This window comes from Paraburkholderia sp. 32 (genome assembly GCF_050435345.1).
GTDB lineage: Bacteria > Pseudomonadota > Gammaproteobacteria > Burkholderiales > Burkholderiaceae > Paraburkholderia > Paraburkholderia tuberum.
On the sequence record NZ_JBNDKD010000003.1, the window covers coordinates 613615 to 639182 of the forward strand.

Below are 25568 nucleotides of genomic sequence, written 5' to 3' on the forward strand. Positions count from 1 at the left end.
TCGCCAATATCTGATGCCACACAGGAGAAAGACACATGCACAACCAAGGTACGCCACGTTACGATGGCCCGCGCGAACTCGCGCAATCCCTGACTCCGTTCGCACGTGTGAGCGCATCCGCAGCGGTCTGGAACAAGGAAGGGCTGCGCGCGGACTCCGAGTATCGCGACCTCGGACTCGCCGCGGTGACCAACGGTCGCATCGGCGCCAAGCACATTCGCGCACTGACCCCGTTCACCGATGCCACGGGCTGGCATTGGCACGACATGACTGCGCACTATCTGTATGTGCTGCGCGGATCGGTGACGTTCCGTTTCGCCGGCGTCGAGGGCGATGTGACTCTCAATGCCGGGGACGACCTCTCGCAACCCGCCGGCGTTCCGCACAATGTGATCTGGCGCTCCGATGACCTTGAAGTCATCGAGATTAACGAGCCCGCTGTCTACGGAACATGGGATCTCGCCGAAGCCCCGGCACCCTGGAAGTGAGCAGTAAGCTATGACTGCACCTTCCGTCAACATCGGACATGAGGCCGCAATGCATCCACATATCACGGGAAGAACGCGACTTTACGGGTTAGTGGGCGATCCGCTGACGGCAGCCAGGTCGCCGCAACTGCTGAACCAGCTTTTTATCGAACAGCGCGCGGACGCGGTCTGCGTTCCGTTTTGGGTCAAGGCGGAAGACCTGTCCGCATTCGTCGCCGGCGCACGAGCGTTACGCAATCTTTCCGGCCTGCTGGTCACAATGCCTCATAAGCAACGGATGCTGGATTTTGTCGACGAACTCCATCCCACTGCTTCCAGGGTCGGCGCACTCAACGTGATACGTTGCAACGAAGATGGACGCTGGGTCGGCGCCATATTCGATGGCGTGGGCTGTGTGCTTGGCATGCAATGGGAAGGCAATCATCCGGCGAATAAGTCCGTTCTTCTCGTCGGTGCCGGAGGCGCGGGCAGGGCTATCGCATTTGCAGTCGCGGCGGCGGGCGCCCGAACGTTAACCATATCCGACGTCGACGAGCAGCGGGCTGGCGAGCTCGCGGAATCCGTTGCTGCCGAAACCGGTTGCATCACGCATTCCGGACCTCCCGACCCGCACGGTTTCGAAGTCGTGATCAATGCCACACCGCTCGGCATGAACGCGAATGACGCCATGCCGGTAAATCCCGAGCGGCTCGCACCCGGCACCATCGTCGTAGACATCATCAATGCGCCAGAGCCGACGCAGCTTCGCCGCGCCGCGCATGCGCGCGGCTGTCGTACCCAGGACGGGGGGCCGATGCATGAAGGGCAGGCAGTGCATGCCCTACGCTTCCTTGGGTTCGATTACCACCCTGCTGGCAGGTCAGCACCAGACGACGGCGTGCTTTTCGCGCCTGCAACGAACGCAAGTCGTTAATGCCCTAACGCCTCTGGGAAAGCGCCCGGAATCGACAGTTTTACCAGTTTGAATGGAGGGAAGATGCGATGAACAGTTTCAACGTTTCCACATTGGTATGTGCGGCCAGCTTTAATGCGCGCATCGCGCAAGCACGGAGTCGATTCGTCGACGGTGCGAAGGGAGAACACGCATGAAAGTCGCATTGCTGGAGGCCAGCCATTGGCATGTCCCACTCTATCTCGATGCGCTCGAGGCGCCCGGTATCCAGGTGGTAGCCGTTTCAGATGCGGAGCAAGTAAAAGGACAGGCAATTGCCGCGCGCTTTCGGAGCACGTTGTACTCGTCGGCGTATGAGTTGCTCGAGCGCGAGGATGTCGATTTCGCGTTTGTGTTTGGGCGGCATTCCGAAATGCCGACGCTCGCGGAGGCGGTGATCGAACGAAAAATTCCGTTCGCGCTGGAGAAACCCTGCGGCGTAAACATGTCGCAGGTCACCGCGGCTGCGCAAACTGACCGAGGAAGCCAATCTTTATTGCGCCGTACCGTTGATCTTCCGGATGAGCGAGTTGCTCGGCGCACTGGAAGATGCGGAGGATTGCATACCGTCGGACTTTAACTACATGTCTTTCCGTTTCATTGTAGGTGCGCCTGGTCGTTACGAAGCTGCAGGCGCAGGTTGGGCACTCGATCCTGTGTTTTCCGGAGGCGGATCCACGATCAATGTCGCAACCCACTTCATCGATCTCTTCAGATTACTGACCGGCAAAGAAGTCGCGCGAGTCTCCGCCACCATGAACTCCCGAACGCATCGAGGCGCCGTCGAGGACTACTCGTTGCTGACAATGCAAACCGAAGACGGCGTGATCGGGCTCGTGGAGACCGGATACAGCTTTCCCAGTACTCAAGACGAGCAGCGCGAATTCTCCTTCACCCTTTCATCCGATCGCATGTACGCAAAATCGGGCCCCGACCGGATCGAGATTCGGGACCGGAACAATCTTGCCGCCGGCACTCGCAGTCGCCGTCTCCAGTTAGAGACCGACATTTACTACCCACTGTTCGTCAAGCGAGTGCTTGGTGAATGCCGCACAGGTGCAAGGCCGATCGCGTCCTTGCGCGACGCCGAGGCGATGATGCAGGTCATGGATGCGGCCTACGCTTCTGCTCGGCAGGGGGGTGCGCTTCAGACTCTTGAACCGATTTCCGGGTAATCCAGGCCATCGGATTGCGTCGCACGCCTATGCCGCTAACGAGATATTGCAATTTGGCCGATTATCCTGCACCGAAGGAAGGCGACTGGATCGCGCGAGACTTCCGTTTCCACACCGGGGAGGTGATGCCGGAGGTGCGGCTACACTACCGAACCATCGGCGACCCGTCCGGCGAGCCGGTCCTGGTCCTGCACGGCACGACGGGCACAGGCGCCAGCATGCTGACGCCCGCGTTCGCGGGAGAGCTGTTCGGGCCCGGACAGCCGCTTGATGCCAACAATTATTTCATCGTCCTCCCGGACGGAATTGGAGCCGGCGGATCGTCCAGGCCGTCGGACGGGCTGCGCACGCGGTTCCCGGCTTACAACTACGACGACATGGTGCTCGCGCAGTACAGGCTCCTGACCGAGGGCCTGGGCATCAGGTACTTGCGCCTGCTGATCGGCAACTCGATGGGCGGCATGCACGCGTGGATCTGGGCGGTGCGATATCCGGACTTCATGGACGCGCTGGTGCCAATGGCGTCGCAACCGACCGAGATGTCGGGCCGCAACTGGATGCTGCGCCGCATGCTCACCGAGATGGTCCGCGACGACCCGGAGTACCTGGATGGCAATTACGCCAGCCCGCCCCGCTCCTTGCGCATTGCCAGCGCGTTCTTCGCGCTGGCCACCAACGGCGGAACGCTGGCCTACCAGAAAGCAGCTCCGACAATGGAGTTGGCCGACAACTTCCTGGACACCCTGTTGGCCCAGCCTTTCACGTTGGATGCCAACGACTTCTTATATCAATGGGGTGCCTCGCGCGGCTATAACCCGGCACCCGGCCTGGAGCAGATCCGGGCTATGGTGCTCGCCATCAACGCGGCCGATGACGAACGCTATCCGCCCGAGACCGGTCTGATGGAGCACGCGATGCAGCATGTGCGCCACGGCCGGCTGCTTTTGATCCCTGCCAGCGAGGATACGTGCGGCCACGGTACCAACGGCCTGGCGCGTTTCTACAAAGCCGAGTTGCAGGAACTGCTGCAATCAGCCCCACGCCGCGCCTCCAGGTGATGCTGACCGGACAATACGGCGCCCCTTCGTCCGGCGCCTCGCTATTGAGCTGGACCTACACAACATGTCTTTCGAGCAACGACCATGTTCCGTTCGGCGATGGGCTGTTGCTGTCGCCGTGCGGCAGCGGGATGTGACGCATACGCTGCCCTCGCGTCCGCCTTGAGCGTCCGCCCGATGGTGTTGTCGCTGCGGTGCTCGTTTCTGCCGCTCGTGGATCAAGCGAACTGGCGCCAAGGCCCGTTGCGCCACAGAGGCGCAGCGGGACGAATGGAAGCGTCCCGCGAATGGATTTACGCCGGAGGGATTCCAGCATCTCGCGTTCAGGTTCATCGTTGGCCCGATAGCTCGGTATGAGCGCGGCGGGTGCAGTTGGATGCTGGATAAACGACACGCAGGTGGAGGGTCCACGTTGAATGTCGGGGTTCATTTCATTGACCTGATCTCATCCCTCACAAACAGATCCCATCACCCACGTCTCGGCGCAGATGCGAACGTATCGACCTGATGTGACCGTCGAGGAGCAAGCCGTGTTCACGTGCCGAAACGCTGCGGGACAAATCGGCGTGGTTGAAACGGGTTACCTGTATCCATCGACAGCGGAGGATCAGCGAGACTTCGCGTTTTCCATCTCGCATACCTCCTCCTACGTCCGGGGTTATGCCGACCAGCTTTACATCAAAGCGCGGGGCCAACAGCAACGGCGCGCCACGAAGGTGGAGTACAACACGGACGAGTTTTATTCGGTGTTCTTAAAGCGCAGCTGGGCCGATCTGGCGAATGGTTGTCCTCCCGTTGCAGGGTTGCGCGAGGCCGAGCATGCGATCGCTGTCGTCGAGGCAGGATACCGCTCTGTAGCCAACGACGGCGCACCAGAACCGGTCGACAATGCCTTCTGGGACCGTTGCCGCCTAACGGCTCTACCCGCCGCTACGCCTTGCGACGAGTTGTTGTGCGAGTCAAATTTCAACGCAGACCTTAACTCCGCCGCCAAGGGGCCGCTCTTCGCCGCTTGCGGAAGACCGCACCACGCGCGCCCGCCCTCGCCTCTCGACATTTGCCGATCCTGAACCTCTCGACGGATGCGATTGTTCTGGTTGGCAAGACGGTTGTTCACTTCGACGCGCCGGGGATGGTTGGCGGCCCATTGCCCCGCTTGCGCAGTCGATGCGATGGCGAGTGTCCCGGCCATCGCGACGACGACACTGCCAATCAAGGTTTTGCGGCGCGCGGCAATCGAAACTCGCGAAGCGATCGCTGCATTCCTTGTGGCGCGCGAAGTAGTATTCTCGCAATGCACGCGGTCGACCGATCATCTGACTTGAGGAGCCGGGCCAATGGGAAGCATCGACACACTTGTCGTGGCGGCATTCGCTTTTGTCGGCAGCCACTTTCTCCTGTCCCATCCGCTGCGGGCGGGTATGGTCCGGGCAATCGGCGAACGGGGTGCCATGGGCGTCTATTCGCTGATTGCGATACTGACGTTCGGCTGGATGGTCATGGCTTACGACAGGACGCCCGTCTCCGCGCCGCTATGGCCGGCAGGCAACGCGCTGTGGGCAGTTGTGACCGTGCTCATGCTGATCGCGTCGATCCTTCTGATGGGCTCCCTGATCCGCAACCCGGCGTTGCCCACCGGCGGCCGGCCCACCGCGTTTCCCGACGCGGCGCGCGGCGTGTACGCAGTGACCCGTCACCCGATGATGTGGTCGTTCGCGCTTTGGGGACTGTGCCATATCGCCGTGTTCCCGGTCACCCGGAACATCGTGCTTGCCGGGGCGATCATCATCCTCGCGCTGGTCGGTGCCGCGCTACAGGACCGCAAGAAACGGCGGCTGCAACCCGATCTGTGGCCCGCATGGGAATCGAAGACGAGCTATCTGCCGTTCGCGGCGATCGCCGCCGGCCGCGCGCGGCTGGGCGGGTTCGGCATGCACGCGCTGGTGGGCGGCGTCGTTTTCTGGCTCGTGGCGACGTGGGCTCATATCCCGCTCTCCGGTTGGCCGGCGGGCATCTGGCGCTGGCTCTAGCCGCACGGTTCCACGAGATTTGTTCTCGTGGCGCAAGACTCTTTGTCCACGGTGTGTGTTCGAATTCGCGGCGGATGCGCCTACAGTGCCCTCCATCGGGTCCATCGATTCGAACGGCCAGCAGGCCAGATCAATCACACTGTGAGACAAACCATGAGCACTTCCAAAGTCGTCATCGTCACCGGCGCATCGCAAGGCATCGGCGCTGAAACCGTCAAAGCCTTCCGCGCGCAGGGTCATCGCGTCGTCGCCACGGCTCGTTCCATCGCACCGGCCGTCGAGGCCGACTATGTCGCCGTGGCCGGCGACATCGGCGACGCCGCTACCGCCCGCCGCGTCGTCGACGCTGCCATCGAGCACTTCGGACGCGTCGATACGCTCGTCAACAACGCGGGCATCTTCATCGCGAAGCCGTTCACGCAGTACACCGCCGAAGACTACGCGGCGATCCTGAACGTCAACCTGAACGGCTTCTTTTACATTACCCAGTACGCGATCGACGCGATGCAGAAGCACGGCAGCGGTCACGTGGTCAGCATTACCACGACGCTCGCCGAAAAGGCGAACAGCAAGGTTCCGTCGGTGCTCGCGTCATTGACGAAGGGCGGCCTGAATGCCGCGACGCGTTCGCTCGCCATCGAATATGCGCGCGCCGGTATCCGCGCCAACGCGGTGTCGCCCGGCATCATCAAGTCGCCGATGCATCCCGCCGAATCACACGCGACGCTCGCCGGGATGCATCCGGTCGGGCGCATGGGCGACATGAGCGACATCGTCAATGCGATCCTCTATCTCGACTCGGCACCGTTCGTGACCGGCGAGATCCTGCATGTGGACGGCGGCCAGAGCGCAGGCCAGTAAGTGGTCTGGCGTCACCCGCACTCGCCCGGCAAGCCGACCCACACCGCACCCATGACGCGATTCATCGTCAGTGCGGGTGTCCGCACATTGCGCGCATGATCTGATTCGCGCGCTCGACGCCCCACTCAAGGAGCCCACCATGTCCGTCCAACAGAAACTCGCAGAACTCGGTCTCGAACTGCCCTCTCCTGCGCAACCGCTGGGCAGCTATACGGCTGTCAGCGAAGCCGGAAACCTGCTTTTCATCTCGGGACAGGTGCCGCTGTCCGACGGCAAAATGGTCTATTCGGGGCGTGTCGGCGAGAACCTGACGCTCGAAGAGGGCCGCAAGGCTGCCCAACTCGCCGCGCTCAACGTACTCGCGCAGATCTCGCGTCATCTCGGCGGTTTCGAGCGCCTGCATCACATCGTTCGCGTCGAGGGGCACGTCAGTTCCGCCGATGGATTCTACGGGCAGCCCGCCGTGGTCGACGGCGCTTCGGATCTGTTCGCTGCCGTGCTCGGCGACAAAGCGGGACATGCGCGTTCAGCGTTCTCGCATAGCCAGGGTCCCGCCGACGCCGCTGTCGTGATCGTCGTCATCGCCGAATTCCTGCCCGCCTGATCGACGCGCGCCAGGCGTGACGCACGCCCTTCCCGCTTGGCGGCGCGGGCCTCGAAACGCCTCCAAACGTGCTTGCCGCCAGCCTCCCGCTGATCGCGAGACGGGATGAAAGGCCCGGTGATCATCTCCGCATAGCTTTGTCCCGGCCCGACCATGGGAAACACATCGGCGTTCTGGTCGATCATGACTTCGAGGAACGCCGGTCCGGCGAATTCGATGAACGCCCTGAGTTTCTGTTCCAGTTCAGCGAGCGATTCGTCGGCGCGGCGCTCGGTTACGACGAAGCGGCTTCGGATGGCGGTGGCAATCGCGCCGCGGCCCATGCCTGGCGTCAGCGATCCGCCCGCCGCGATACGCGCGCGGGCGTCGTTGGAGTCACCACTCCTTGACGGCCACCTCGTAGTTGTCGTCGTAGAACGCGACGAGAAATTCCTCGGGCATCAGCCACGAGTCGACGCTCACGCTTTGCGTGCCAACGTCGACCGCGACTTTCGCGTCGGGATCGACCGACTTCATCGCATGCTCGAGCCTGGTAACATCATCCGCACGGATTTCAGTTTTCATCGAGAACTTCATGTTTCACCTCACCAGTCATCTACGTTCGAACCAGGCGGCGGCTCGCGATCAATCCGGGCTCGCCTGGACCTCGACCACCGTCCCGCGAGGCGTGCCGATCCAGTGAATCGCGGCGGCGAGACTGCCGAGCGCGATACCGAACGCGACGATGCCCGTCCAGCCATAGCGTGTCATCAACCAGCCGCTGACCGTCGCACCGAGCGCACCGCCGAAAAAGGTGGCCGTCATATAAAGACTATTGATACGGCCCTGCGCTTTCGGATCGACCGCGAACGCGCGCGTCTGGTTCGATACGAGACCGGACTGCACGCCGATATCGAGCACGATCACGCCCACGATCAACAGCGTCAGCGAGCTCGCCGCGCCCGACAGCAGCAGATACGCGAGCGTGACGATGCCGATGCTAGCGCCGATCACCTTGCGGAACCCGACCCGATCGGTCGCATTGCCGCCCAGTGAAGCGGCGAACGCGCCGGCCGCGCCGATCACGCCGAAGCCGCCTGCCCATGCGCTGCCGAGATGCCACGGTCCGCTCGCGAGAAGCGCGGCGAGATTGACCCAGAACCCGTTGAAGCAGGCCCACAGCAGGGCCTGGATCAGCATCGATTCGCGGATCGGCCGATTGTCCCGCGCGAGCGGCCACAGCGAAGCGAGCAGGCGCCCATAGGAGAGATTCGTCGACGGCACGCCGCGCGGCAGCAGCGCTGCGGCCGCGATCCAGACCGGCACCATGAAGGCCGCTTCGGCGACGTACACCGCGCGCCATCCATACGCCGCGCCGATCACGCCAGCGATGGTACGGCCGCTCAGGATGCCGACCATGATCCCGCTCACGACGGTGCCGACGTTGCGCCCGCGCTCGCTCGGCAACGACATCACGGCGGCGAACGGCACCAGCTGCTGCGGAACGCAGCTCACGATGCCGAGGCCGAACGACGCCGCGACGAGCGCCCAGATGCCGGGCGCGACGGCCGCGGCGACGCCGAACACGCAGGCGAGCGCGATCTGGATCAGCACCAGCTTGCGGCGATCGAACCGGTCGCCGAGCGGCAGCAGCAACGCGAGCCCGCTCGAAAAACCGAGCAGTGCCGCGGCGGCGACGAGATCGACCGTCGTCACGTCGACGCGCAGACCCGCGGCGACCAGCGGAAGGATCGGCTGCGTGCAGTAAATGTTGGTGATCACCGCGCCGGCGATGATCGCCATCATGACGATCTTGCCGCGCGATGCGAATGCGGGCGTGGCGGCACTATCGGCTGAATGGGTTGAATCGCGCATGACAAGCTCCTTGTTGTTCGTTCGCTCCGGTATTCGCAGCGACATGCCGCGATCCGGTTCCAGTATTGAACGGCGGGCGGCACGTTGCCCGTTATCCGCCGTAGGTCGACTCCCATCCCCCTCCCAGCGCTTTACAGAGCGTGATCAGATTGGTCGCGGCGGTGGCTTTGCTCTTCTGCAGATTGCTCTGCGCTTCGAGCAATTGCCGCTGCACGTTCAGCACGTCGAGATAGTCGAGCGCGCCCGCCTTGTAGCGTTCCCGCGCAACGGCCAGCGCGCGCTCGTTCATGCTGACGGCCGTGGCGAGCCGATCGCGGCGGCGTTGTTCGGCGTCGTAGGTGACGAGCGAATCGTCGACTTCCCGCCACGCGCGCAGCACCGTCTGCCGGTAGACGATGGCGGCTTCCTGTTGTTGTGCTTCACGCAGTTGCAGCGTGCCCTTCAGACGGCCTCCCTCGAATATCGGCAACGTAATCGAAGGCCCGACGACGAACTGCCCGGACGCCCAGCTGGCGAGATTCGACAGTTGAAGACTCTGAAACCCCGCGCTGCCGTTCAGCGTGATGCGTGGATAGAAATCGGCCTTCGCGACGCCGACGGTCGCGGTTGCCGCATGCAGGTCCGCCTCCGCCTTGCGGATATCGGGCCGGCGCTGCACGAGCTCGGACGGGAAGCCGATCGGCACCTGCGCGGGCAGCACCGGCACCTCGCGCGGTTCGGCAAGCGTCTGCCGCAGCGCACCGGGTTCCTGCCCGAGCAGCAGCCCGATCGCGTTGATCGTGGTCTCGCAGTGCGACTCCAGCGTCGGAATCAGGCTTTCGATGTTTTCCACCTGCGCGGCAGCGTTCGACACGTCGAGATCGGTCGTGACGCCTTCATGCGCGCGAACCCGCGTGAGCTTCAGCACATCGTTGGCGATGTCGAGGTTCTGTGTCGCGATCTGCAGCAGATCCTGCGTGTCGCGCAGCTCGATATAGTCGCGCGCCAGTTCCGCGCGCGCTCTCAACAGCACCGCGTTGCGGTCCTCGTATGAGGCCTGGGACAGCGCGCTCGCCGCCTCGACGCTGCGTCGCACGTGCCCCCACAGATCGATCTCCCACGACGCATCGAACCCGGCCTGATACAGGTTATAGGCGGGCGAGCCCGCCGAGCCGGGCAACGGAGCCACGCCCAGCGGCGCGCTGCCGGAAGCCGATTGCGGTTGGCTTTGCGTCGGCGTGACGCCGAGCAGCGACAGGATGCCGTTCTGGCTGCCGCGTTCGCGGTTGTACGAGGCGGCGCCGTCGAGCGTCGGGTATTCGGCGGCGCCGGCAACGCGCCGCTCGGCCCGGCTTTGCAGCAAACGCGCGGAGGCCGCGGCCACGTCGAGGTTGGCGTCGGCCAGCTGCTTTTCCAGCTGGTTGAGTACCGGATCGTTGAACAGCGTCCACCAATCCGGACCGAACTGGGATTCCACCGCCCGGCTCGGCGACTGCGCGGTTTGCGTGCGCTCGAAGACCTGCGGCGTGGCCGTCTGTGGACGTTCGAAATTCGGACCCACCGTGCATGCCGTCAGCGCGACACAGGTCAGAAGCGCTGCGACGATCGCGCGCGCAGAGTAGTTGCTCGTGTTCATTCTCTTTGCGCTCCCTCGGCCGTCGCTTCGCCGCTGTGGCCCACCACGACGTCCGCTTCGACCGAGAGCCCCACGCTCAATGCCGCTGCACTCGCCTGGCCGCGATCGATCGTGATCTTGACGGGCACCCGCTGCACGACCTTCGTGAAGTTGCCGGTGGCGTTGTCGGGCGCGATCGGCGCAAAGCTCACGCCGGTCGCCGGCGCGAGGCTATCGACACGGCCGCGGATCACGATGCCGGGCAGGCTATCCACCGTCACGCGTACGCCTTCGCCCGGTCGCATATTGGTGATCTGGCTCTCCTGGAAGTTGGCGACCACGTACGCGTCCGACAGCGGCACGATCGCCAGGACTGGCGCGCCGGGCGTCACGAATGCGCCGACCCGCGCCGAACGGCGGCCGACCTTGCCGTCGACGGGTGCGCGGATCTCCGTGTACGACAGGTTGAGCTTCGCCTGCTCGAGCGCCGCCTCGGCGTGTTCCAGCGCGCCCGCAACCTTGTCGCGCTGCGTGCGCAGCACGTCCAGATTCTGCTCGGTGGCCAGCAACGCCGCCTGGTCGTGCGACTGCTGCGCAAGCTGCTGCGCGAGCGTGCTCGAAGCGCGTTGTTGTTCCTGCGCCGTCCCCGCGCCGGCGTCGGACAGGTTCTGGTAGCGCGACGCGTTGGCCCGCGCAAAACCGATCGATGCGTCGTCGGCGCGCAGCGTCGCGCGCGCCTGCTCCACCAGCGACGGCTGACGCGCAATTTCCGCATCGAAGTTCGCCACCGATGCCTTCGCCGCGACCACTTCCGCCTCGGCGCTCATCAACGCCGCGCGAAAGTCGCGGTCATCGATGCGCACGAGCAGTTGGCCCGCTTTCACGTCCTCGTTGTCGTTGACCAGTACGTCCGTGATCTGGCCCGGGACGCGCGGCGCGACGAGCGTGAAGTCCGCGGTGACGTAGGCGTCGTTGGTGGACTCGGTATTCGGGCTCGCGAGCAGCCTCGTGCAGCCCCATGCAGCGAGGCCGACGACGCCGATGACCGCGGCAGCACGAAAGATCTTCAATGGGGATGGCATAGTCGATGACATGGGAATCGTTCCTCAATGCGAAGCAGGCGGCGTCGTGCTCCACGGCGGATAGATGCGCACCGGCAGCACTGGAACCAGCAGAAGAAGCGCAACGGCGACACACGCCATCACGCGGTACAGATCGGCGGAAGTCAGAACGACCGCCTGTTCGTGGATCCGGTGCGCGAGCTGACCCAGACCGAAGTCCGCGCCGACGCCCTGGTTCGCCATCAGTGGGCGGTTGCCCAGCTGGTCGACCAGCATGCTCGAATGGAAATGCTCGCGCGCGGTCCCCACACTTTCGATGAGCCCGCTCGCCACCGCCGCGGAAAACGTCTTCAGGGAATTGAACATCGCCGAAGCAAACGGACCCTCGGTGGGCGGCAGCCCCGTCGTCACGCCCATCAGGATCGACATGATCACCATCGGCTGCGCGACGATCTGCAACGATTGCAGCAGGTAGAAGTTGTCACGAATCCACTCGGAAGTCATGAAGCTTCCCATCGCGCAGGTCACGAGCATCAGCGCGAGACCTGTTGCGATCACCCAGCGGTGATCGGCGCGGCGCGTATTCAGCAAAGCGGCCGTCAGCGGCAGCGTGAGCAACAGCGGGATGGCCAGAAACAACGACAGCGGCGCGGTCTGCAGCGGGCGGTAGGTATGGACTTTCGCGAGATACTGGCCCGGTATTGCCGCCATACCCACCAGCAGGATCACAGTGCCGAGCAAGGTCGAAAGTCCATGCGTGAAATTCCTGCGCGCAAGCAGTTGAAGCTTGAAAAACGGCACCGGCTGACACCATTCGTTGACGAGAAATGCAACGAGCAGCGGCGCCCCCGCGCCGAACATCACGCGAATGAACCCCGAATCGAACCAGTCGAGACGATCGCCCTGCAAAAGACCGATCACCAGCATCGCGATGGCGGGAAATCCGGTCACGAAGCCGATCCAGTCGAACGAGCGAAACCGCTCGAGCTTCATCGGGTCCGCGGGAAGCCCCCGCTGAATCGCGATGCAGCACAGCACGCCGAGCGGAACGATCTGCCAGAACGCCATGCGCCAGCTGACGAACTCCGTCCACAACGCGGCGAGCGGCGTGCCGAGGGCCGGCCCGAAGGTCGCTGTCAGCGCATAGCCGGCGAGGCCATACAGCTTGAGATTGGGCGGCAGATAGCGCAGCGCCACGATGATCAGCATCGGCGGAAGACTTCCGCCCGCGATTCCCTGCAGGATGCGCAACACGTACAGCGTCGGCAGGTTCGGGGCGAACGGGCACAGCAAGCCGAAGAACATCGTCGCGAGTACGGCGCCGATCGTGAACCGCTTCAGCGTGAACGTGATGCCGAACCACGGCGCAAACACCATCGTCGCGACGTTCGCTGCTTCGAACAGCGAAGTGAGCCAGGTGCCGTCGTCATGTCCGATCAGGAACGCGCCCTGGAGATCGGCCATCGCGGCCGCGGTGACCTGCTCGTTCAGGATCGCCAGCAACGATGCGAACAGCATGCCGACGAGCCCGAGCGCAATACGCGCCGTAAAAGTCACCTGCGCAGGAGCCGTCCGGGGCGGCGCCGCTACCACGCGTACAGGATTGCGTTCCAGCGATCGCGGGATACTCGGCGCTTCCGTTTCAGTCGTCATAGGTTTCAACCCGCTCTGGTTTAGTTAGCTGTACTGCCCGACGCGGACAGTCAGCTGTCGGCTCACCGCTCTTCGTTGCTGTTCACCGATTGCTTAATTGTCAGAGATCGGGCCGATTTCTTAAAGCTTCGGCTAGGCGGGTTTTGGGCCATCCAGTACGGAAAATTGGCCAGGCCGTGCTGTGTCGACCGGCTGTGCGCCGCTCGCGCGGCATGGGCGGAAAAGCGTGCGTCGTGACGAACCATGGTGGTTCGTCACGGGCCATGCGATTCAGGCGCTGGTTTGAGTCAAGCGGAACGCTGATGCGCGACCAGCCGTTACAGGCTGCGTGGAACCGACCCGCAGGGCTCGGGCAAAAGCGTGAGACGCGGCTTAGCGCGCCGCAAAAGGCAGCAACGCCCGCCTATGGCGGCAATCGCCGTCTAGTCGGGAAGCGCCAGTTTCGCAGCCAACCGGAGCTCACGGTAGGCGCTCACGAGTGCATCGAGGCTGAACGATCGGTTCAGTCCGCTTGGGTTTGGCAGGACCCATGCGCGCGCACCGGCGAAATCACGGGCTTGCAAGCCCCATTCGATATCACGCTGGCCGGACATTTCGGCGAGCGCCACCTTGCCAAGAAACGCGATGAAGCGCGGCGCGTAGTGTCGAATCTTCAGTTCGAACTGCGCCGCGGCGGCTTGAATCTCCGCCTTCGACAGTTGGTCCGCACGAGCCGTGGGACGTAAGACCGCCGTGGTAAGACCGTATCCACGATTCAACAGTTGCCGGTCGTTCTCGGGGCGAAACTCCTCGTCCGTGAAACCGGCGCGATGGAGAACTCTCCAGAACCGGTTACCCCTGCCTTCGAAGTGGTGCCCTGTCGACGCCGCGCGTAATCCCGGGTTGATGCCGCAGAAGAGGATCGACAAGCCGGACTGAATGATGTCGGGAAGCAATTGCGCCGAATCGTCGTTGGTCAACGACGACACGTCCGCCAGCGCCGCGGTGGGCTCACTGTTGTGCACTCGCCTCCCCTCTGAATCGCATCCGATATTGCTTCGGCGTGACGTTGAGCCGCCGCGAGAATGTCGTGCGCATATGCGTGGCGTTGTGAAAGCCGCATTTGAACGCGACCGTCTTCAGCGGAGCATCGGTATCCTCGAGCAGTTTTCTCGCCGTATCGACGCGCACCTGCTCGACGAATACCGAGGGCGTCACCTTCGCGTGCTTCGCGAATACCCGCGACAATGTACGGCGGCTCACCGAGGCCGCGCTCGCGAGCTCCTCGATCGACAGCGTCCCGGTAATATGCTCGCTCACATATCGATAGACCTTGTGGAGGATCGGATCTTCGTCCTTGCCCGCGCCGATATAGGGGCTGTACTGCGACTGACCGCCTTCCCGCTGGATATACACGACCAGACGCTTCGCGACCCGCACCGCGAGCTCGTGCCCCCAGTCCTCGGCGACGAGCGCCAGACACAGATCGATGCCCGCGGTCACGCCGGCTGACGTGAAAAGCCGACCGTCGCGAACGAAGATCCTGTCCGGCCGCACGTTGGCTTGCGGAAATTCATTGGACAGCCGATTCGCGTCCGACCAGTGCGTCGTGACTTCCTTGCCATCGAGCAGCCCCGCACGCGCGAGCACGAATGCACCATTGCATACGGAGCCGAAGCGGCTCGCGCTGCGCGCCTGATTCTGCAACCAGGTCAGGAATTCATTCGAAGGCTGCGCATCGGGCAACTGAGGTCCGCCCGCGACCAGCAGCAGGTCCCATTGAATGTCACGGTCGGCATAGCCAAACGAAACCGCCAGTTGCATGCCATTCGAGCAGGTCACGGTGCCCGCTTCGCGTCCGACCAGCGAGACCTCGTAGCGCTGATGCTCGGGAAGAAACGTGTTCGCCTCGGCGAACACATCGAGTGGGCCTGCTACATCCAGCGCCTGCACACCATCGAATACAACAATGGCGACTTTCATGCCGTGACCTTCATGGTGGAAACTATGTTTGCGATGCCGTGGCGCAGCTTACCGCATCATCGGCCGCTGATGCCGTCAGCGCCCGGAAAAACTATTGTGTCTGGGCGTAACAAATCTCTCGCCGCAACGATGCCCGACACGAGGTAAGCCAGCACTGCGCGCGTGGCCCAAAACTTCGACTAGTTGGCAGACGAACGCACCATCCGCGCATTTCCGCCACAGCATCGATTAACTAGACTGTCTACACGACTGCGACTTGGGATATCACCCGGGCGTGCCGGGAGGTCTCCCGCCAAGGACGGCGCTTGTGACGCGCGTCGATGCCTGGCTGTTCGGTGGGTGGCTACAAGCAACGATAGTCGTCACTCCATATGTTGCGGCCGGCTCACGGCCGCACAGCGAGCAAGGGCAGATTCATCATGTTGAAGGAACGTCAGAGCTCTTTCCTGTTCGGGGGCAACGCCCCCTACGTCGAAGAGCAATATGAGCTTTACCTGGCTGACCCGAATGCGGTCACAGCCGAGTGGCGGACGTGGTTCGACGCGTTGCGCGACACCCCCGCCATCGATGGCAGCGATCGTGACGACCAGCCGCACGCACCGGTGATCTCCAGCTTCGTCGAGCTGGCTAAACGAACGCCGCGTACCGTCGTCGCGGCCAGCAACGAAGCCGGTAGCGAGCCCGATAAGCAGGCCAATAAGCAACCCAATAAGCAGGCCAACAAGGAGGCCGCCGACGCGCTGGGCCTCGCGAGAAAGCAGGTGGCGGTGCAAACGCTGATTGCCGCGTTCCGGATGATCGGCACGCGCGTGGCCGATCTCGACCCGCTGGCGTGGACGCCGCCACGCTCCTACGCCGAATTGACGCCGGCCTACTACGGCCTGACGGCCGCCGACATGTCGACCACGTTCAGCACCGCCGACACGTTTCTCTTCGAGGACGACGCGACGCTGAAGGATATCGTTGCCGCGCTCGAGCAAACGTACACCGGCACACTCGGCGCCGAGTTCATGCACCTCGCCGACGCGCAGCAGCGGCGCTGGTGGCAGCTACGGCTCGAATCCTCGCGCGCCACGCCGTCGCTGCAGGCCGCTGAGAAACTGCGGCTGCTGGAGCGTTTGAGCGCAGCCGAAGGGCTCGAAAAACACCTGCACGCGCGCTATGTCGGACAAACGCGCTTCTCGCTCGAAGGCGGCGAGTCGTTGATCGTGCTGCTCGACGAACTGGTCCGGTATGGCGCGTCGAAGAAGCTGCGCGCGCTCGTGATGGGCATGGCGCACCGCGGCCGCCTGAATGTGCTCATGAATGTCGTCGGCAAGCCGCTGCGCGCGCTGTTCGACGAATTCGACGGCAAGGACGCCGAAAAACTGACGGACGGCGATGTCAAGTATCACAAGGGCTTTGCCAGTTCGGTCGAGACCGACGCCGGACCGGTCGAGGTGACGCTCGCGTTCAACCCGTCGCATCTGGAAGTCGTCAACCCGGTCGTGCAAGGCATGGCGCGCGCGAAGGCGGATCTCGCCGGCAGCGCCGACGGCGACGACGTGCTGCCGGTCGAAATCCACGGCGACGCGGCGATGAGTGGACAGGGCGTGGTCATGGAAACGCTGAGCCTTTCCTACACGCGCGGACACGGCACGGGCGGCACCGTCCACGTCGTCGTCAACAACCAGATCGGTTTTACGACTTCCGATCCGCGCGACACGCGTTCGTCGTTCTATACGACGGACGTCGCGAAGATGATCGAGGCGCCGATCCTGCACGTCAATGGCGACGACCCTGAAGCGGTCGCGATGGCGGCGCGGCTCGCCCTCGACTATCGCAGCAAGTTCAAGCGCAGCGTCGTCATCGATCTCGTCTGCTTTCGCAGGTACGGGCATCAGGAACAGGACACGCCCGGCATCACACAACCGCTGATGTATCGCTCGATCGCGGGTCATCCGGGCGTGAGGACACGCTACGCGAACCGGCTGATCCAGCAAGGCGTGCTGAAGGCCGACGAGGCGCAACGCTACGTCAGCGCGCGTCGCGAACTTCTCGAGCGCGCGCACGAGACCGTGGGTTCCTATGCTTCGCCGCTACACGAGGAAGCCGGCGAGCGCTCGCGCTCAGCCGCGCAAACCGGCCCGGCCCGCCACCTCGCCCCGTCGGCCGACGATCTGCGCGGCCTCGCGCAGCGGATCTCGACCGTCCGCGCGGACCTGACGCTGCATGTGCTCGTCAGGAAGATGATGAACGGGCGTCAGGAGATGGCATCCGGAAAACGCCTGCTCGACTGGGGCATGGGCGAACATCTGGCATTCGCATCGTTACTCGCGGCCGGGGTCGGTATCCGACTGAGCGGGCAGGACAGCGCACGCGGGACGTTCAACCACCGGCACGCCGTTCTGCACGATCAGACACGGATACATCGTCCCGATGGGGTCTATGTTCCACTCGATCATCTCGGCGCAACCCAGGGCCGGTTCACCGTGACGAACTCGATTCTCTCCGAGGCCGCCGTGCTGGCATTCGAGTATGGCTATTCGACGGTGAATCGCAATGCGCTGGTGATCTGGGAAGCGCAATTCGGTGATTTCGCCAATGGCGCGCAGGTCGTGATCGACCAGTTCATCGCGGCGGGCGCGGCCAAGTGGGGACAACACAGCGGCCTGACGCTGTTCCTGCCTCACGGGCAGGAAGGCCAGGGTCCCGAGCACGCGTCGGCGAGGCTCGAGCGCTACCTGCAATTGAGTGCGCAAAACAATATGCGGGTTGCGGAACCGACCACGCCCGCGCAACTGTTCCATTTGCTGCTGATGCAGGCCCGCGCCTTCGAACGGCGCCCGCTCGTCGTGATGACGCCCAAGTCGCTGCTGCGCCACCCGGAGGCGACCAGCACGTTCGACGAGTTGAGTCACGGCGAATTCCGCGAGGTTCTGCCGGACACCCAGATCGACGCGTCGCGCGCGACTGATGTGGAGCGTGTGATCGTGACGAGCGGCAAGGTCTACTTCGAATTGCTCGCGCATCGCCGCAGCGCCGGTATGACCGACACCCCGATCATCCGCGTCGAGCAGCTCTATCCGTTTCCGGCGCAACAACTGGCCGCCGAGCTCGCTCGCTATCCGAACCTGAAGAGCGTGGTCTGGTGCCAGGAGCAAGCGCGCAATCAGGGCGCATGGAATTTCGTCGAGCCGCTGCTACGCGAGATTCTGCCTGCCGGCACGACGCTGCTGTACGCGGGACCTGATGCTTGCGCATCGACCGCGCCGGGATCGCATGCGGCGCATGTGGCGACACAATCCGCGCTCGTGTCGCGAGCGTTCACCGGCTGAGTGCGCATGCGTGTCGCGATGATGCTCTATGCGGGATTTCAGCTGCTCGAGGTCAGTGGTCCGATGGATGTGTTTCATCAGGCCAACCGCCTGTATGGCGGCGTCCTCTATGAGGCGCATCTGATCGGGCCGTCGCCGGGGCCGGTGTTTTCGTCGAACGGGACGGCCGTGGGTACGACCGAGTGCCTGTTCGATACGCGCCCGCCCTTCGATATTGTCGTGGTGCCTGGCTCCCCGGTGGTCGGTTCTGCCCGTGAGCATCGCAAACTCGTGGACTGGTTGAGCGATGCGGGACCAAGGACCCACAGGCTCGCCTGCATTTCGAACGGCGCGTTTCTGCTTGCAAGAGCCGGTCTCGCCGATCGCCGCTGGCTGACCACGCATTGGCGCGACGCTGACCGCCTCGCGGCCGAATATCCGCTGGTCCATGTGATGTCGAATCCTGGCTGCCTGAAGGATGGCAACCTGTACTCGTCGGGCGGCGCGAGTGCGGGCATCCATCTCGCCCTGTCGCTGGTGCGGGAAGACCTCGGCGAACATGCCGCGGGAACGATCGCCACGGCGTTGCTGACGCCGCCGGCACGAAGCGCCGGGCACACACGGAGTAATTGATGATCGACACGAACCTGATTCACAAGGCTCTCGCGAATCCGCTGCGGCGCGACATCCTCGCGTGGTTGAGAGCCCCCGCCGAGACCTTTCCGAACGGCTATCTCAACTATGGCCGCGGCGTACCCGTGCACGTCATCCAGGCGCGCAGCGGTCTGGCCCAGTCGACGGTATCAATGCATATCGCCGTGCTCGTCGAAGCGGGACTTCTGGTTCCGAAGCGAGTCGGCCAATGGATTTTCCTGTCGCGCAATGAAGAAGCGATACGGACATTTACGGAACAGGTTCGCGTGCATTTGTAATGGACAAGCTCAACATGATGCGGATATTCGTCCGCATCACCGAAGAAGGAAGCTTCACGGCAGCGGCCTCGCGCCTGAACATTCCGACAGCCAACGCGTCGCGGGCGGTCGCGCAACTCGAGACGCATTTGCGCACGCGTCTGCTGCACCGAAGTACCCGGCGCCTCGCGCTGACCGAGGCGGGCGAGCGATATCTGGACCGCTGCCAACAGATACTCACCTCTGTCGACGAGGCCGAAGCCGAGGCAGCCAATGCGCAAGTCAGACCCTCGGGGCGGCTGCGCGTGCATGCGTCGCCAGGCTTTGGCACGACCTATCTGGTGCCGGCAGCGGTCCGGTATCAGGAGCGCTATCCTGCCGTGTCGGTCGAGCTGACGTTATCGTCAGGCACGCCGGATCTTCTCGACGATGGCTACGACCCGATGCTTCGATTGAGTGCGACGCAGCTGCCCGACTCGGGGCTCGTTTCGCATCGGCTCGGAGAGGTCCACAGCGTGCTCTGTGCAGCGCCCGCTTATCTGCACGCGCGCGGTACGCCGCACACGGTACAGGACATTCGGGGTCACACTTGCCTACAGCTCGTTATGTCGATTTTCCCGCGCGATCGCTGGCATCTGGACGGACCCAACGGCCGTGAAACGGTCGAGCTTCCGAAGGCGGCGGTCGAAGTCAACCTTCCTGACGCGCTCGGTGTCGCGCTGCGCGAAGGGGTGGGTATCGGAGCGCTGCCGATGTCGAGCGCGCTGCCCTTGCTCGACAGCGGCGCACTGGTGCGCGTGCTGCCGCAGTATCGGCTGCAGAAACTGACGGCCTTCACGGTCCATGCGTCGCGCCAGTATCTGGACGCCAAAATCAGGACTTTCGTGGATTTCCTGCGCGAGGCCGTACCGACGGCATTGGCCGAGGACGAGGCGGCGCTCGGCCGTTGAGCCCCGCCTCGGTGACCTGCCGCTTCACGCTGTGTCGCGACAGGCTGCGCTCGACGCGCTTCAACCCGCATTTGCCTTGTGTTCGTGCGACGCCACGCGTTGCGATTGCGATTGCGATGGCGATGGCGATGGCGATGGCGATTGCGGTTGCGCGGCCATCGCGCGGGAGATCATTTCGTTTTGCTTGATGATCTTGTCGATCTCGGCGTCGGCCTGCGCATCGTAGTGCGCGAAAACATCGGTGCGATAGCGCGTGTTCTGCGCCGCGCCCAACTGCGAACCGGATTCGTCGCGCGTATCGGCGTCGACCGCCATCGACAGGCCGATACGCAGCGGATGCGCGGCCAGCTCGGCCGGGTCGAGCGCGATGCGAACCGGCAGCCGCTGCACGATCTTGATCCAGTTGCCGGTGGCGTTCTGCGCCGGCAGCGTCGCGAACGCGCTGCCGGTGCCGGCCGAAAAGCCCTCGATACGCCCGTGATATCGCGCGCCGCTACCGTAGACGTCCGATGTCAGCGTGACCCGCTGGCCGATCCGCATGTGCTTGAGCTGCACTTCCTTGAAGTTCGCGTCGACCCATACGCCGTCGAGCGGCACGATCGCCATCAGCGGCGTGCCGGGCGCGACGCGCTGGCCGACCTGAACCCGGCGCTGCGCGACGTAGCCGGTCACCGGAGCCGGCAACGTATCGCGCGCATAGGCGAGCCACGCGGTCCGCACTTTCGCGGCGGCGGCCTGCACGTCCGGATGCTGTTCGACCGTGGTGCGGTCGGTCAGCGCGTGGTTGGCTTCGCCCTGCTGGCGCGCGGCGTCGAGCGCTGCCCGCGCGACGCTGACCGCGTCGCGGGCGTGCGCGATGTCTTCGGCGGACACGGCGCCCGTGTCCGCGACGGCCTCGCGACGATGCAGGTCGTCGCGGGCGCGGCCCAGATCCGCTTCGCGCTGAGCGACGTTCGCCGCGTAGAAGTCGTTGTTGACATACAGGCCGCTCACGCGTCGCACGGTCTGGCCGAGCTGCGCTTCGGCATCGGCGAGCGCAAGTCTCGCATCGGCCGGATCGAGCGTGACGACGGGGTCGCCCTGCTTCACGATCTGCGTGTCGTCGGTGTTGACGGCGATCACCGTGCCGGTGACCTGCGGCGTCAGTTGCACGAGATTACCGCTGACGTACGCGTCGTCGGTCACTTCGTGATATCGGCCCTCGGTCAGGTAGTACCCGCCGTAGGCCGCGCCCGCGAGCACGACCGCAGCGCCGAGCAGCGCGATCAGGCGTTTGCGGCGTGCCGGCGGCGTGGCCTTGTTGTCATCTTGGGGCGTGGCAGGCGCTTGCCCGCCCGTCTTCTGTTCGTCTTCCCGATCCGCCAGTTCGCGGTCGGTCGTGATCGAATCGCTCATTGCAGTTCTCCTGATAGGTTTTCCGACCTGCCGTTCAACGTGCGGCAACCGCGGCATTGGCTTGACGGGTCGGGACGGCGGCGACGTCCGCGTGATGGTCGGCGCTGGCCGACGTATCGACATAGCCGCCGCCCAACGCCGACGCGAGCTCGATCTGCTGGTCGCGGCGGTTCATCTTCAGATTGGCGATCGCCTCGTCGGCGTTCAGCGCGGTGACGTCGGCATTGAGTACGGTCAGCTGGTTGGTGAGGCCGGCCTTGTATTGCGTGGTCGCCAGTCGATCGGCATCGCTCGCGGCCTGCTGCGCGGCCTGCGCATCGCCGAGCTGCGCGTCGCTCGAGCGGATCTGCGCGATCTGCGCGGCCACGCCGCTCAGCGCGCCGATCAGCGTCTGGTTGTAGGTCGCCACCGCATAGTCGAACTGGGCGTAGCGGCCCTTCAACTGCGCGCGCAACTCACCCCCATCGAAGATCGGCAGATGGATCGCCGAGCCCACCGAGGCCGTGCGACTCGCGGCGCTCAAAAGGCGGCCGAAGCCGAACGCGTCGAAACCGATCGCGGCGCTCAGGTTGATGTCGGGATAGAACTCGGCCTTCGCTTCCTTCACCTCGTGCGTGATCGCATCGACGCGCCAGCGCGCCGCGACGATGTCGGGCCGGCGGCCCAGCAGATCAGCCGGCAGGTTGTCCGGCAGACGCACGTCGTCGCCGACGCCGAGCGTCGGCCGCGTGATCGCGAGTCCCCGGTCGGGACCCTTGCCAAGCAGCGCCGCCAGTTGATACCGGGTGGTCAGGATGCTGCCGTCGAGCGCGCTGACGCGGGCACGGCTCGTGAACAGATTCGCCTCGGCCGTCTTGCGCTCCACTTCGGTATCGAGGCCGTTTGCGATGCGGCTCGCGGTGATGCGGTCGATCTGCTCGCGCCGCGCGACTTCCTGCTGCGCGATGTCGCGCAATGCGTAGAGCCGCGCCAGCTCGTTGTAAGTGCGGGCGATCGAGGTGTCGAGCGTGAGCCTGACGACTTCCACGTCGGCCTCGCTCGCGGACGCCTCCGAGACAGCCGCGCGCAGCGCCTCGCGGTTCTTGCCCCACAGGTCGAGATCGTAAGAAGCGCTCAGCAGCCCCTTGTTCTCCGTCTGCCATGAGCCGGCGTACGGCGGCGGAATCAACGCGGTGCTGCTGTACTGCTGGCGCGTCAGCGTGTACGACGCATCGACGCGCGGCAGCGTGTTCGCCTTCGCCGTTTCGCTGTAGGCTTGCGCCTGCTCGACTCGCGCGCGCGCCTGGCCGAGCGTCGGGCTACCTTGCAGTGCCTCGGCGATCAATGCTTTCAGTTGCGCGTCGCCGAACTGGTCGACCCAGTCGGCGGATGGCCAGTGCCCCTGCTCTTGCGGGAGGCTCTGGGACGTTTCCAGCTGCCGTGGTTGATCGATCTGCTTGTCGCTGTGGATGCCCGCATAGTTTGCACATGCCGCCAGCACCGCGAAGGAGATCACCGAAACACCGAGCTTCAGCGAACGGGCGACGGTGTTTGCCCTAGAAGTCTGCGTTTTCATTTTCTGACAAATCAGATTAATGGTGAAAAAAAGCGCGGCACACGGCCGCGCCGTTCAATCGCCTGTGAACTTGCGAAGCAGGCGGTCCAGCTCGGCAAACTCGGCCTTCGTGAATTTGCGCAAGCGGGCGTTCAACACATGCGGCGCGACTTCCGGAATCCGCGCGGCGACTTTCTGCCCCTCCGCGGTCAAGGTCAGATTGACCACGCGGCGATCTTGCGGGTCGCGCGATCGTACCAGCAGCCCCTTCGATTCCAGCTTGTCCAGCATCCGCGTCATCAGGCCGGTGTCGATTCCGAGCAGCTTCGACAGCTCGAAAGGCGTGGTTGCCACACCCTGCTTCAGCGAAAGCAGGATGCCCATCTGCTGGCCGTTGATTTCGAGGTCCTTGAGCGCCGCGTCCATTTCCGCGACGACGACGTTACGGGCCTTGACGAGCCTGAAGCCGATACTGTTCGTAAGCATGAAGTTCTTCGTCGTGTAATGGTCCATGGCGGTGTCCTCCTCGTTGATTTGAACAATATCTGCATTATCAGATAATGTCAAGAAGAGGATGGTCTGTTTCATTTTCCGTCCGAACCAGGTTGCCAAATTGGATTCAATGTCCGCCGGCGGCTGCCGCGCCCGCGGCACCACCCTTGGCCGGCTTCGTCACCCAGATCAGCGGGATGATGACGACAAAGATCACCGCCGAGATCCAGAAGATGTCGTTCAGGCCGAGCATCGTCGCCTGCGCGTTCAGCGAGGCTTCGTAAAAGGCCGTGGCCTTGGGAACGCCCGCGTCCAGCGCCGCCTGCAGGTGCGCGATCGCGCCGGTAAAGCCAGGATCGTCCACGCTCGATTGTTCGGCAAGTCGCGCATGGTGCAGAATCGTGCGGTCGTTCCACGCGGTGCTCATCAGTGACGTGCCCACCGCGCCGGCAAAAATCCGCGCGAAGTTGGACAGACCCGCCGCCGCCGGAATCTCCTCCGGCTTCAGACCCGACAGGATGATCGCGGTGAGCGGCGTGAAGAACAGCGCGGTCGGAATGCCCTGCAGCAAGGTGGGCAGCACGAGCGTCCAGGCGTCGACGCCGGTCGTGTAGTTCGAGCGCATGAAGAACACGCCGGCGAATCCGACGAACGCAAGCGTGGCAAGCACCCGCATGTCCGAACGAGGCATGATCTTGCCCATCACCGGGGCGAGGATCACGGCGAAAATGCCGAGCGGCGCGGTCACGAGCCCCGCGTCCACCGCCCGGTAGCCGAGAAAGCCCTGAATCCACTGCGGCAGGATCACGAGATTGGCGAAGAAGATGGCATAGGCGACCGAAATCGCAATCGTGCCGCCGAGAAAGTTACGTCTGGCGAAAAGCCGCAGGTTGACGATCGGCTTTTCCTCCGTCAATTCCCAGATCAGGAAGAACAGGAAGCTCACCACGGCGACGATCGTCAGCGCCCAGATCACCGGCGAGCTGAACCAGTCGAGGTCGCGGCCCTTGTCGAGCATGATCTGCAGCGGTGCGACCCATGCGATCAGCGAGATCAGGCCGACCTTGTCGATCGGGAGCTTGCGGGCCGGCGTCTCGCGGTCGCGGTAGATCGACCAGATCGCGCCCGCGGCGAACAGGCCGACCGGCACGTTGATGTAGAAGATCCACGACCAGCTGTAGCTGTCGGTGATCCAGCCGCCGAGCGCCGGGCCCGCAATCGGCCCGACCGTCGCCGTCATCGCCCACAGCGCGAGCGCGCTCGAGCTTTTTTCCTTCGGAAACGAGCCGAGCAGCAAAGCCTGAGAAAGCGGCACCAGCGGCCCCGCCACGGCGCCCTGCACGACGCGGGCGGCGAGCAGCACCATCAGGTTCGGAGCGAGACCGCACGCCGCCGATGACAGCACGAACAGCAGGATTGCCCAGACGAACAGCTTGACCTGGCCGACGCGCTGCGTGAGCCACCCCGTCAACGGAATCGACACCGCGTTGGCCGCGGCAAACAGCGTGATGACCCATGTGCCTTCGTCGATCGACACACCGAGGTTGCCGGAGAGCGTAGGAATCGCGACGTTGGCGATCGACGAATCCAGCACATTCATGAAAGTGGCGAGCGCCACCGCAAACGTGCCGAGTGCAAATTTTGCGCCAGTCAGCTGGGCCGGCGCGGCTGGGTTGCTCGATGGATTCATGTTGCGTCCTCGTCTCGGTTCGAAGCGCC

The 25568-nt window shown here is 64.0% G+C and carries 24 protein-coding genes and 1 pseudogene; 13 read left to right on the forward strand and 12 right to left on the reverse strand.

Translation table 11 applies throughout. The features are described from left to right. The first annotated feature begins 35 nt into the window (after positions 1–35). The 9 genes from OKW26_RS25540 (at position 36) to OKW26_RS25580 (ending at position 7147) form a co-directional block, all read left to right on the forward strand. Positions 36–488 (forward strand): cupin domain-containing protein, encoded by a 453-nt coding sequence (locus tag OKW26_RS25540; RefSeq protein ID WP_090805074.1) that lies wholly within the window; start codon positions 36–38, stop codon positions 486–488. Between the two features lie 10 nt (positions 489–498). After that, complete coding sequence (locus OKW26_RS25545) at positions 499–1401, forward strand: shikimate dehydrogenase family protein (protein ID WP_262419986.1); 903 nt, start codon at positions 499–501, stop codon at positions 1399–1401. Positions 1402–1573: 172 nt separating this feature from the next. Further along, positions 1574–1999 carry a Gfo/Idh/MocA family oxidoreductase gene (locus OKW26_RS25550; protein ID WP_429355595.1) on the forward strand — a complete coding sequence of 142 codons (426 nt, stop codon included), beginning with the start codon at positions 1574–1576 and terminating at the stop codon, positions 1997–1999. Further along, positions 1941–2594, forward strand: coding sequence for a Gfo/Idh/MocA family protein (locus OKW26_RS25555; RefSeq protein ID WP_429355596.1), 654 nt, complete (start codon positions 1941–1943; stop codon positions 2592–2594). The genes OKW26_RS25550 and OKW26_RS25555 overlap by 59 nt, the downstream gene beginning before the upstream one ends. A gap of 29 nt (positions 2595–2623) precedes the next feature. Continuing rightward, positions 2624–3652, forward strand: coding sequence for an alpha/beta fold hydrolase (locus tag OKW26_RS25560; protein WP_429355597.1), 1029 nt, complete (start codon positions 2624–2626; stop codon positions 3650–3652). Positions 3653–4161: 509 nt separating this feature from the next. Next, entirely contained in the window at positions 4162–4722 is a 561-nt protein-coding gene (locus OKW26_RS25565; RefSeq protein WP_429355598.1) for a hypothetical protein, read from the forward strand. Positions 4723–4989: 267 nt separating this feature from the next. Continuing rightward, a complete protein-coding gene (locus OKW26_RS25570) occupies positions 4990–5682 on the forward strand; it encodes an NnrU family protein (RefSeq protein WP_429355599.1) in 693 nt (230 codons plus the stop codon). Positions 5683–5835: 153 nt separating this feature from the next. Then, positions 5836–6543: an SDR family NAD(P)-dependent oxidoreductase gene (locus tag OKW26_RS25575; RefSeq protein WP_184067560.1), complete on the forward strand. Its 708-nt coding sequence runs from the start codon at positions 5836–5838 to the stop codon at positions 6541–6543. 139 nt (positions 6544–6682) lie between these two features. Next, complete coding sequence (locus tag OKW26_RS25580; protein WP_429355600.1) at positions 6683–7147, forward strand: RidA family protein; 465 nt, start codon at positions 6683–6685, stop codon at positions 7145–7147. A 68-nt stretch (positions 7148–7215) separates the two neighbouring features. Here the strand turns inward: OKW26_RS25580 and OKW26_RS25585 are convergent. The 8 genes and pseudogenes from OKW26_RS25585 to OKW26_RS25620 form a co-directional block, all read right to left on the reverse strand. Beyond that, a pseudogene (locus tag OKW26_RS25585) lies at positions 7216–7401 on the reverse strand (biosynthetic-type acetolactate synthase large subunit); the annotation flags it as partial. A gap of 121 nt (positions 7402–7522) precedes the next feature. Then, a complete protein-coding gene (locus tag OKW26_RS25590) occupies positions 7523–7723 on the reverse strand; it encodes a copper chaperone (protein WP_184067569.1) in 201 nt (66 codons plus the stop codon). Positions 7724–7771: 48 nt separating this feature from the next. After that, positions 7772–9001: an MFS transporter gene (locus OKW26_RS25595; RefSeq protein WP_429355601.1), complete on the reverse strand. Its 1230-nt coding sequence runs from the start codon at positions 8999–9001 to the stop codon at positions 7772–7774. 91 nt (positions 9002–9092) lie between these two features. Further along, the gene (locus OKW26_RS25600) at positions 9093–10616 is read right to left on the reverse strand and encodes an efflux transporter outer membrane subunit (protein ID WP_429355602.1); all 1524 of its coding nucleotides are present in this window, start codon (positions 10614–10616) and stop codon (positions 9093–9095) included. Then, complete coding sequence (locus tag OKW26_RS25605) at positions 10613–11689, reverse strand: HlyD family secretion protein (RefSeq protein ID WP_429355603.1); 1077 nt, start codon at positions 11687–11689, stop codon at positions 10613–10615. The genes OKW26_RS25600 and OKW26_RS25605 overlap by 4 nt, the downstream gene beginning before the upstream one ends. A 12-nt stretch (positions 11690–11701) precedes the next feature. After that, a complete protein-coding gene (locus tag OKW26_RS25610; protein WP_429355604.1) occupies positions 11702–13309 on the reverse strand; it encodes an MFS transporter in 1608 nt (535 codons plus the stop codon). A gap of 422 nt (positions 13310–13731) precedes the next feature. Beyond that, entirely contained in the window at positions 13732–14313 is a 582-nt protein-coding gene (gene mug / locus OKW26_RS25615; RefSeq protein WP_429355605.1) for a G/U mismatch-specific DNA glycosylase, read from the reverse strand. Beyond that, positions 14300–15271, reverse strand: a complete 972-nt coding sequence (locus OKW26_RS25620) for a GlxA family transcriptional regulator (RefSeq protein ID WP_184067587.1) — start codon at positions 15269–15271, stop codon at positions 14300–14302. Before OKW26_RS25620 ends, mug begins: the two co-directional genes overlap by 14 nt. A gap of 419 nt (positions 15272–15690) precedes the next feature. Between OKW26_RS25620 and OKW26_RS25625 the strand changes: the two genes are divergently transcribed. The 4 genes from OKW26_RS25625 to OKW26_RS25640 are packed head-to-tail and all read left to right on the forward strand — an operon-like array spanning position 15691 to position 20428. Further along, positions 15691–18588, forward strand: coding sequence for a 2-oxoglutarate dehydrogenase E1 component (locus OKW26_RS25625; RefSeq protein WP_429355606.1), 2898 nt, complete (start codon positions 15691–15693; stop codon positions 18586–18588). A gap of 6 nt (positions 18589–18594) precedes the next feature. Further along, positions 18595–19200, forward strand: coding sequence for a GlxA family transcriptional regulator (locus OKW26_RS25630; RefSeq protein WP_184067593.1), 606 nt, complete (start codon positions 18595–18597; stop codon positions 19198–19200). Continuing rightward, a complete protein-coding gene (locus tag OKW26_RS25635) occupies positions 19200–19499 on the forward strand; it encodes an ArsR/SmtB family transcription factor (protein ID WP_429355607.1) in 300 nt (99 codons plus the stop codon). The genes OKW26_RS25630 and OKW26_RS25635 overlap by 1 nt, the downstream gene beginning before the upstream one ends. Next, entirely contained in the window at positions 19499–20428 is a 930-nt protein-coding gene (locus tag OKW26_RS25640) for a LysR family transcriptional regulator (RefSeq protein WP_429355608.1), read from the forward strand. The genes OKW26_RS25635 and OKW26_RS25640 overlap by 1 nt, the downstream gene beginning before the upstream one ends. A 60-nt stretch (positions 20429–20488) precedes the next feature. Here the strand turns inward: OKW26_RS25640 and OKW26_RS25645 are convergent, their stop codons facing one another. The 4 genes from OKW26_RS25645 to OKW26_RS25660 all read right to left on the reverse strand — a co-directional run bounded on the left by OKW26_RS25645 (position 20489) and on the right by OKW26_RS25660 (position 25539). Continuing rightward, positions 20489–21823, reverse strand: a complete 1335-nt coding sequence (locus OKW26_RS25645; RefSeq protein ID WP_429355609.1) for an HlyD family efflux transporter periplasmic adaptor subunit — start codon at positions 21821–21823, stop codon at positions 20489–20491. A 34-nt stretch (positions 21824–21857) separates the two neighbouring features. Continuing rightward, entirely contained in the window at positions 21858–23378 is a 1521-nt protein-coding gene (locus OKW26_RS25650) for an efflux transporter outer membrane subunit (protein ID WP_429355610.1), read from the reverse strand. A 54-nt stretch (positions 23379–23432) separates the two neighbouring features. After that, positions 23433–23870 carry a MarR family winged helix-turn-helix transcriptional regulator gene (locus OKW26_RS25655; protein WP_184067764.1) on the reverse strand — a complete coding sequence of 146 codons (438 nt, stop codon included), beginning with the start codon at positions 23868–23870 and terminating at the stop codon, positions 23433–23435. A gap of 106 nt (positions 23871–23976) precedes the next feature. Next, positions 23977–25539: a DHA2 family efflux MFS transporter permease subunit gene (locus OKW26_RS25660; protein ID WP_429355611.1), complete on the reverse strand. Its 1563-nt coding sequence runs from the start codon at positions 25537–25539 to the stop codon at positions 23977–23979. Positions 25540–25568 lie beyond the last annotated feature (29 nt).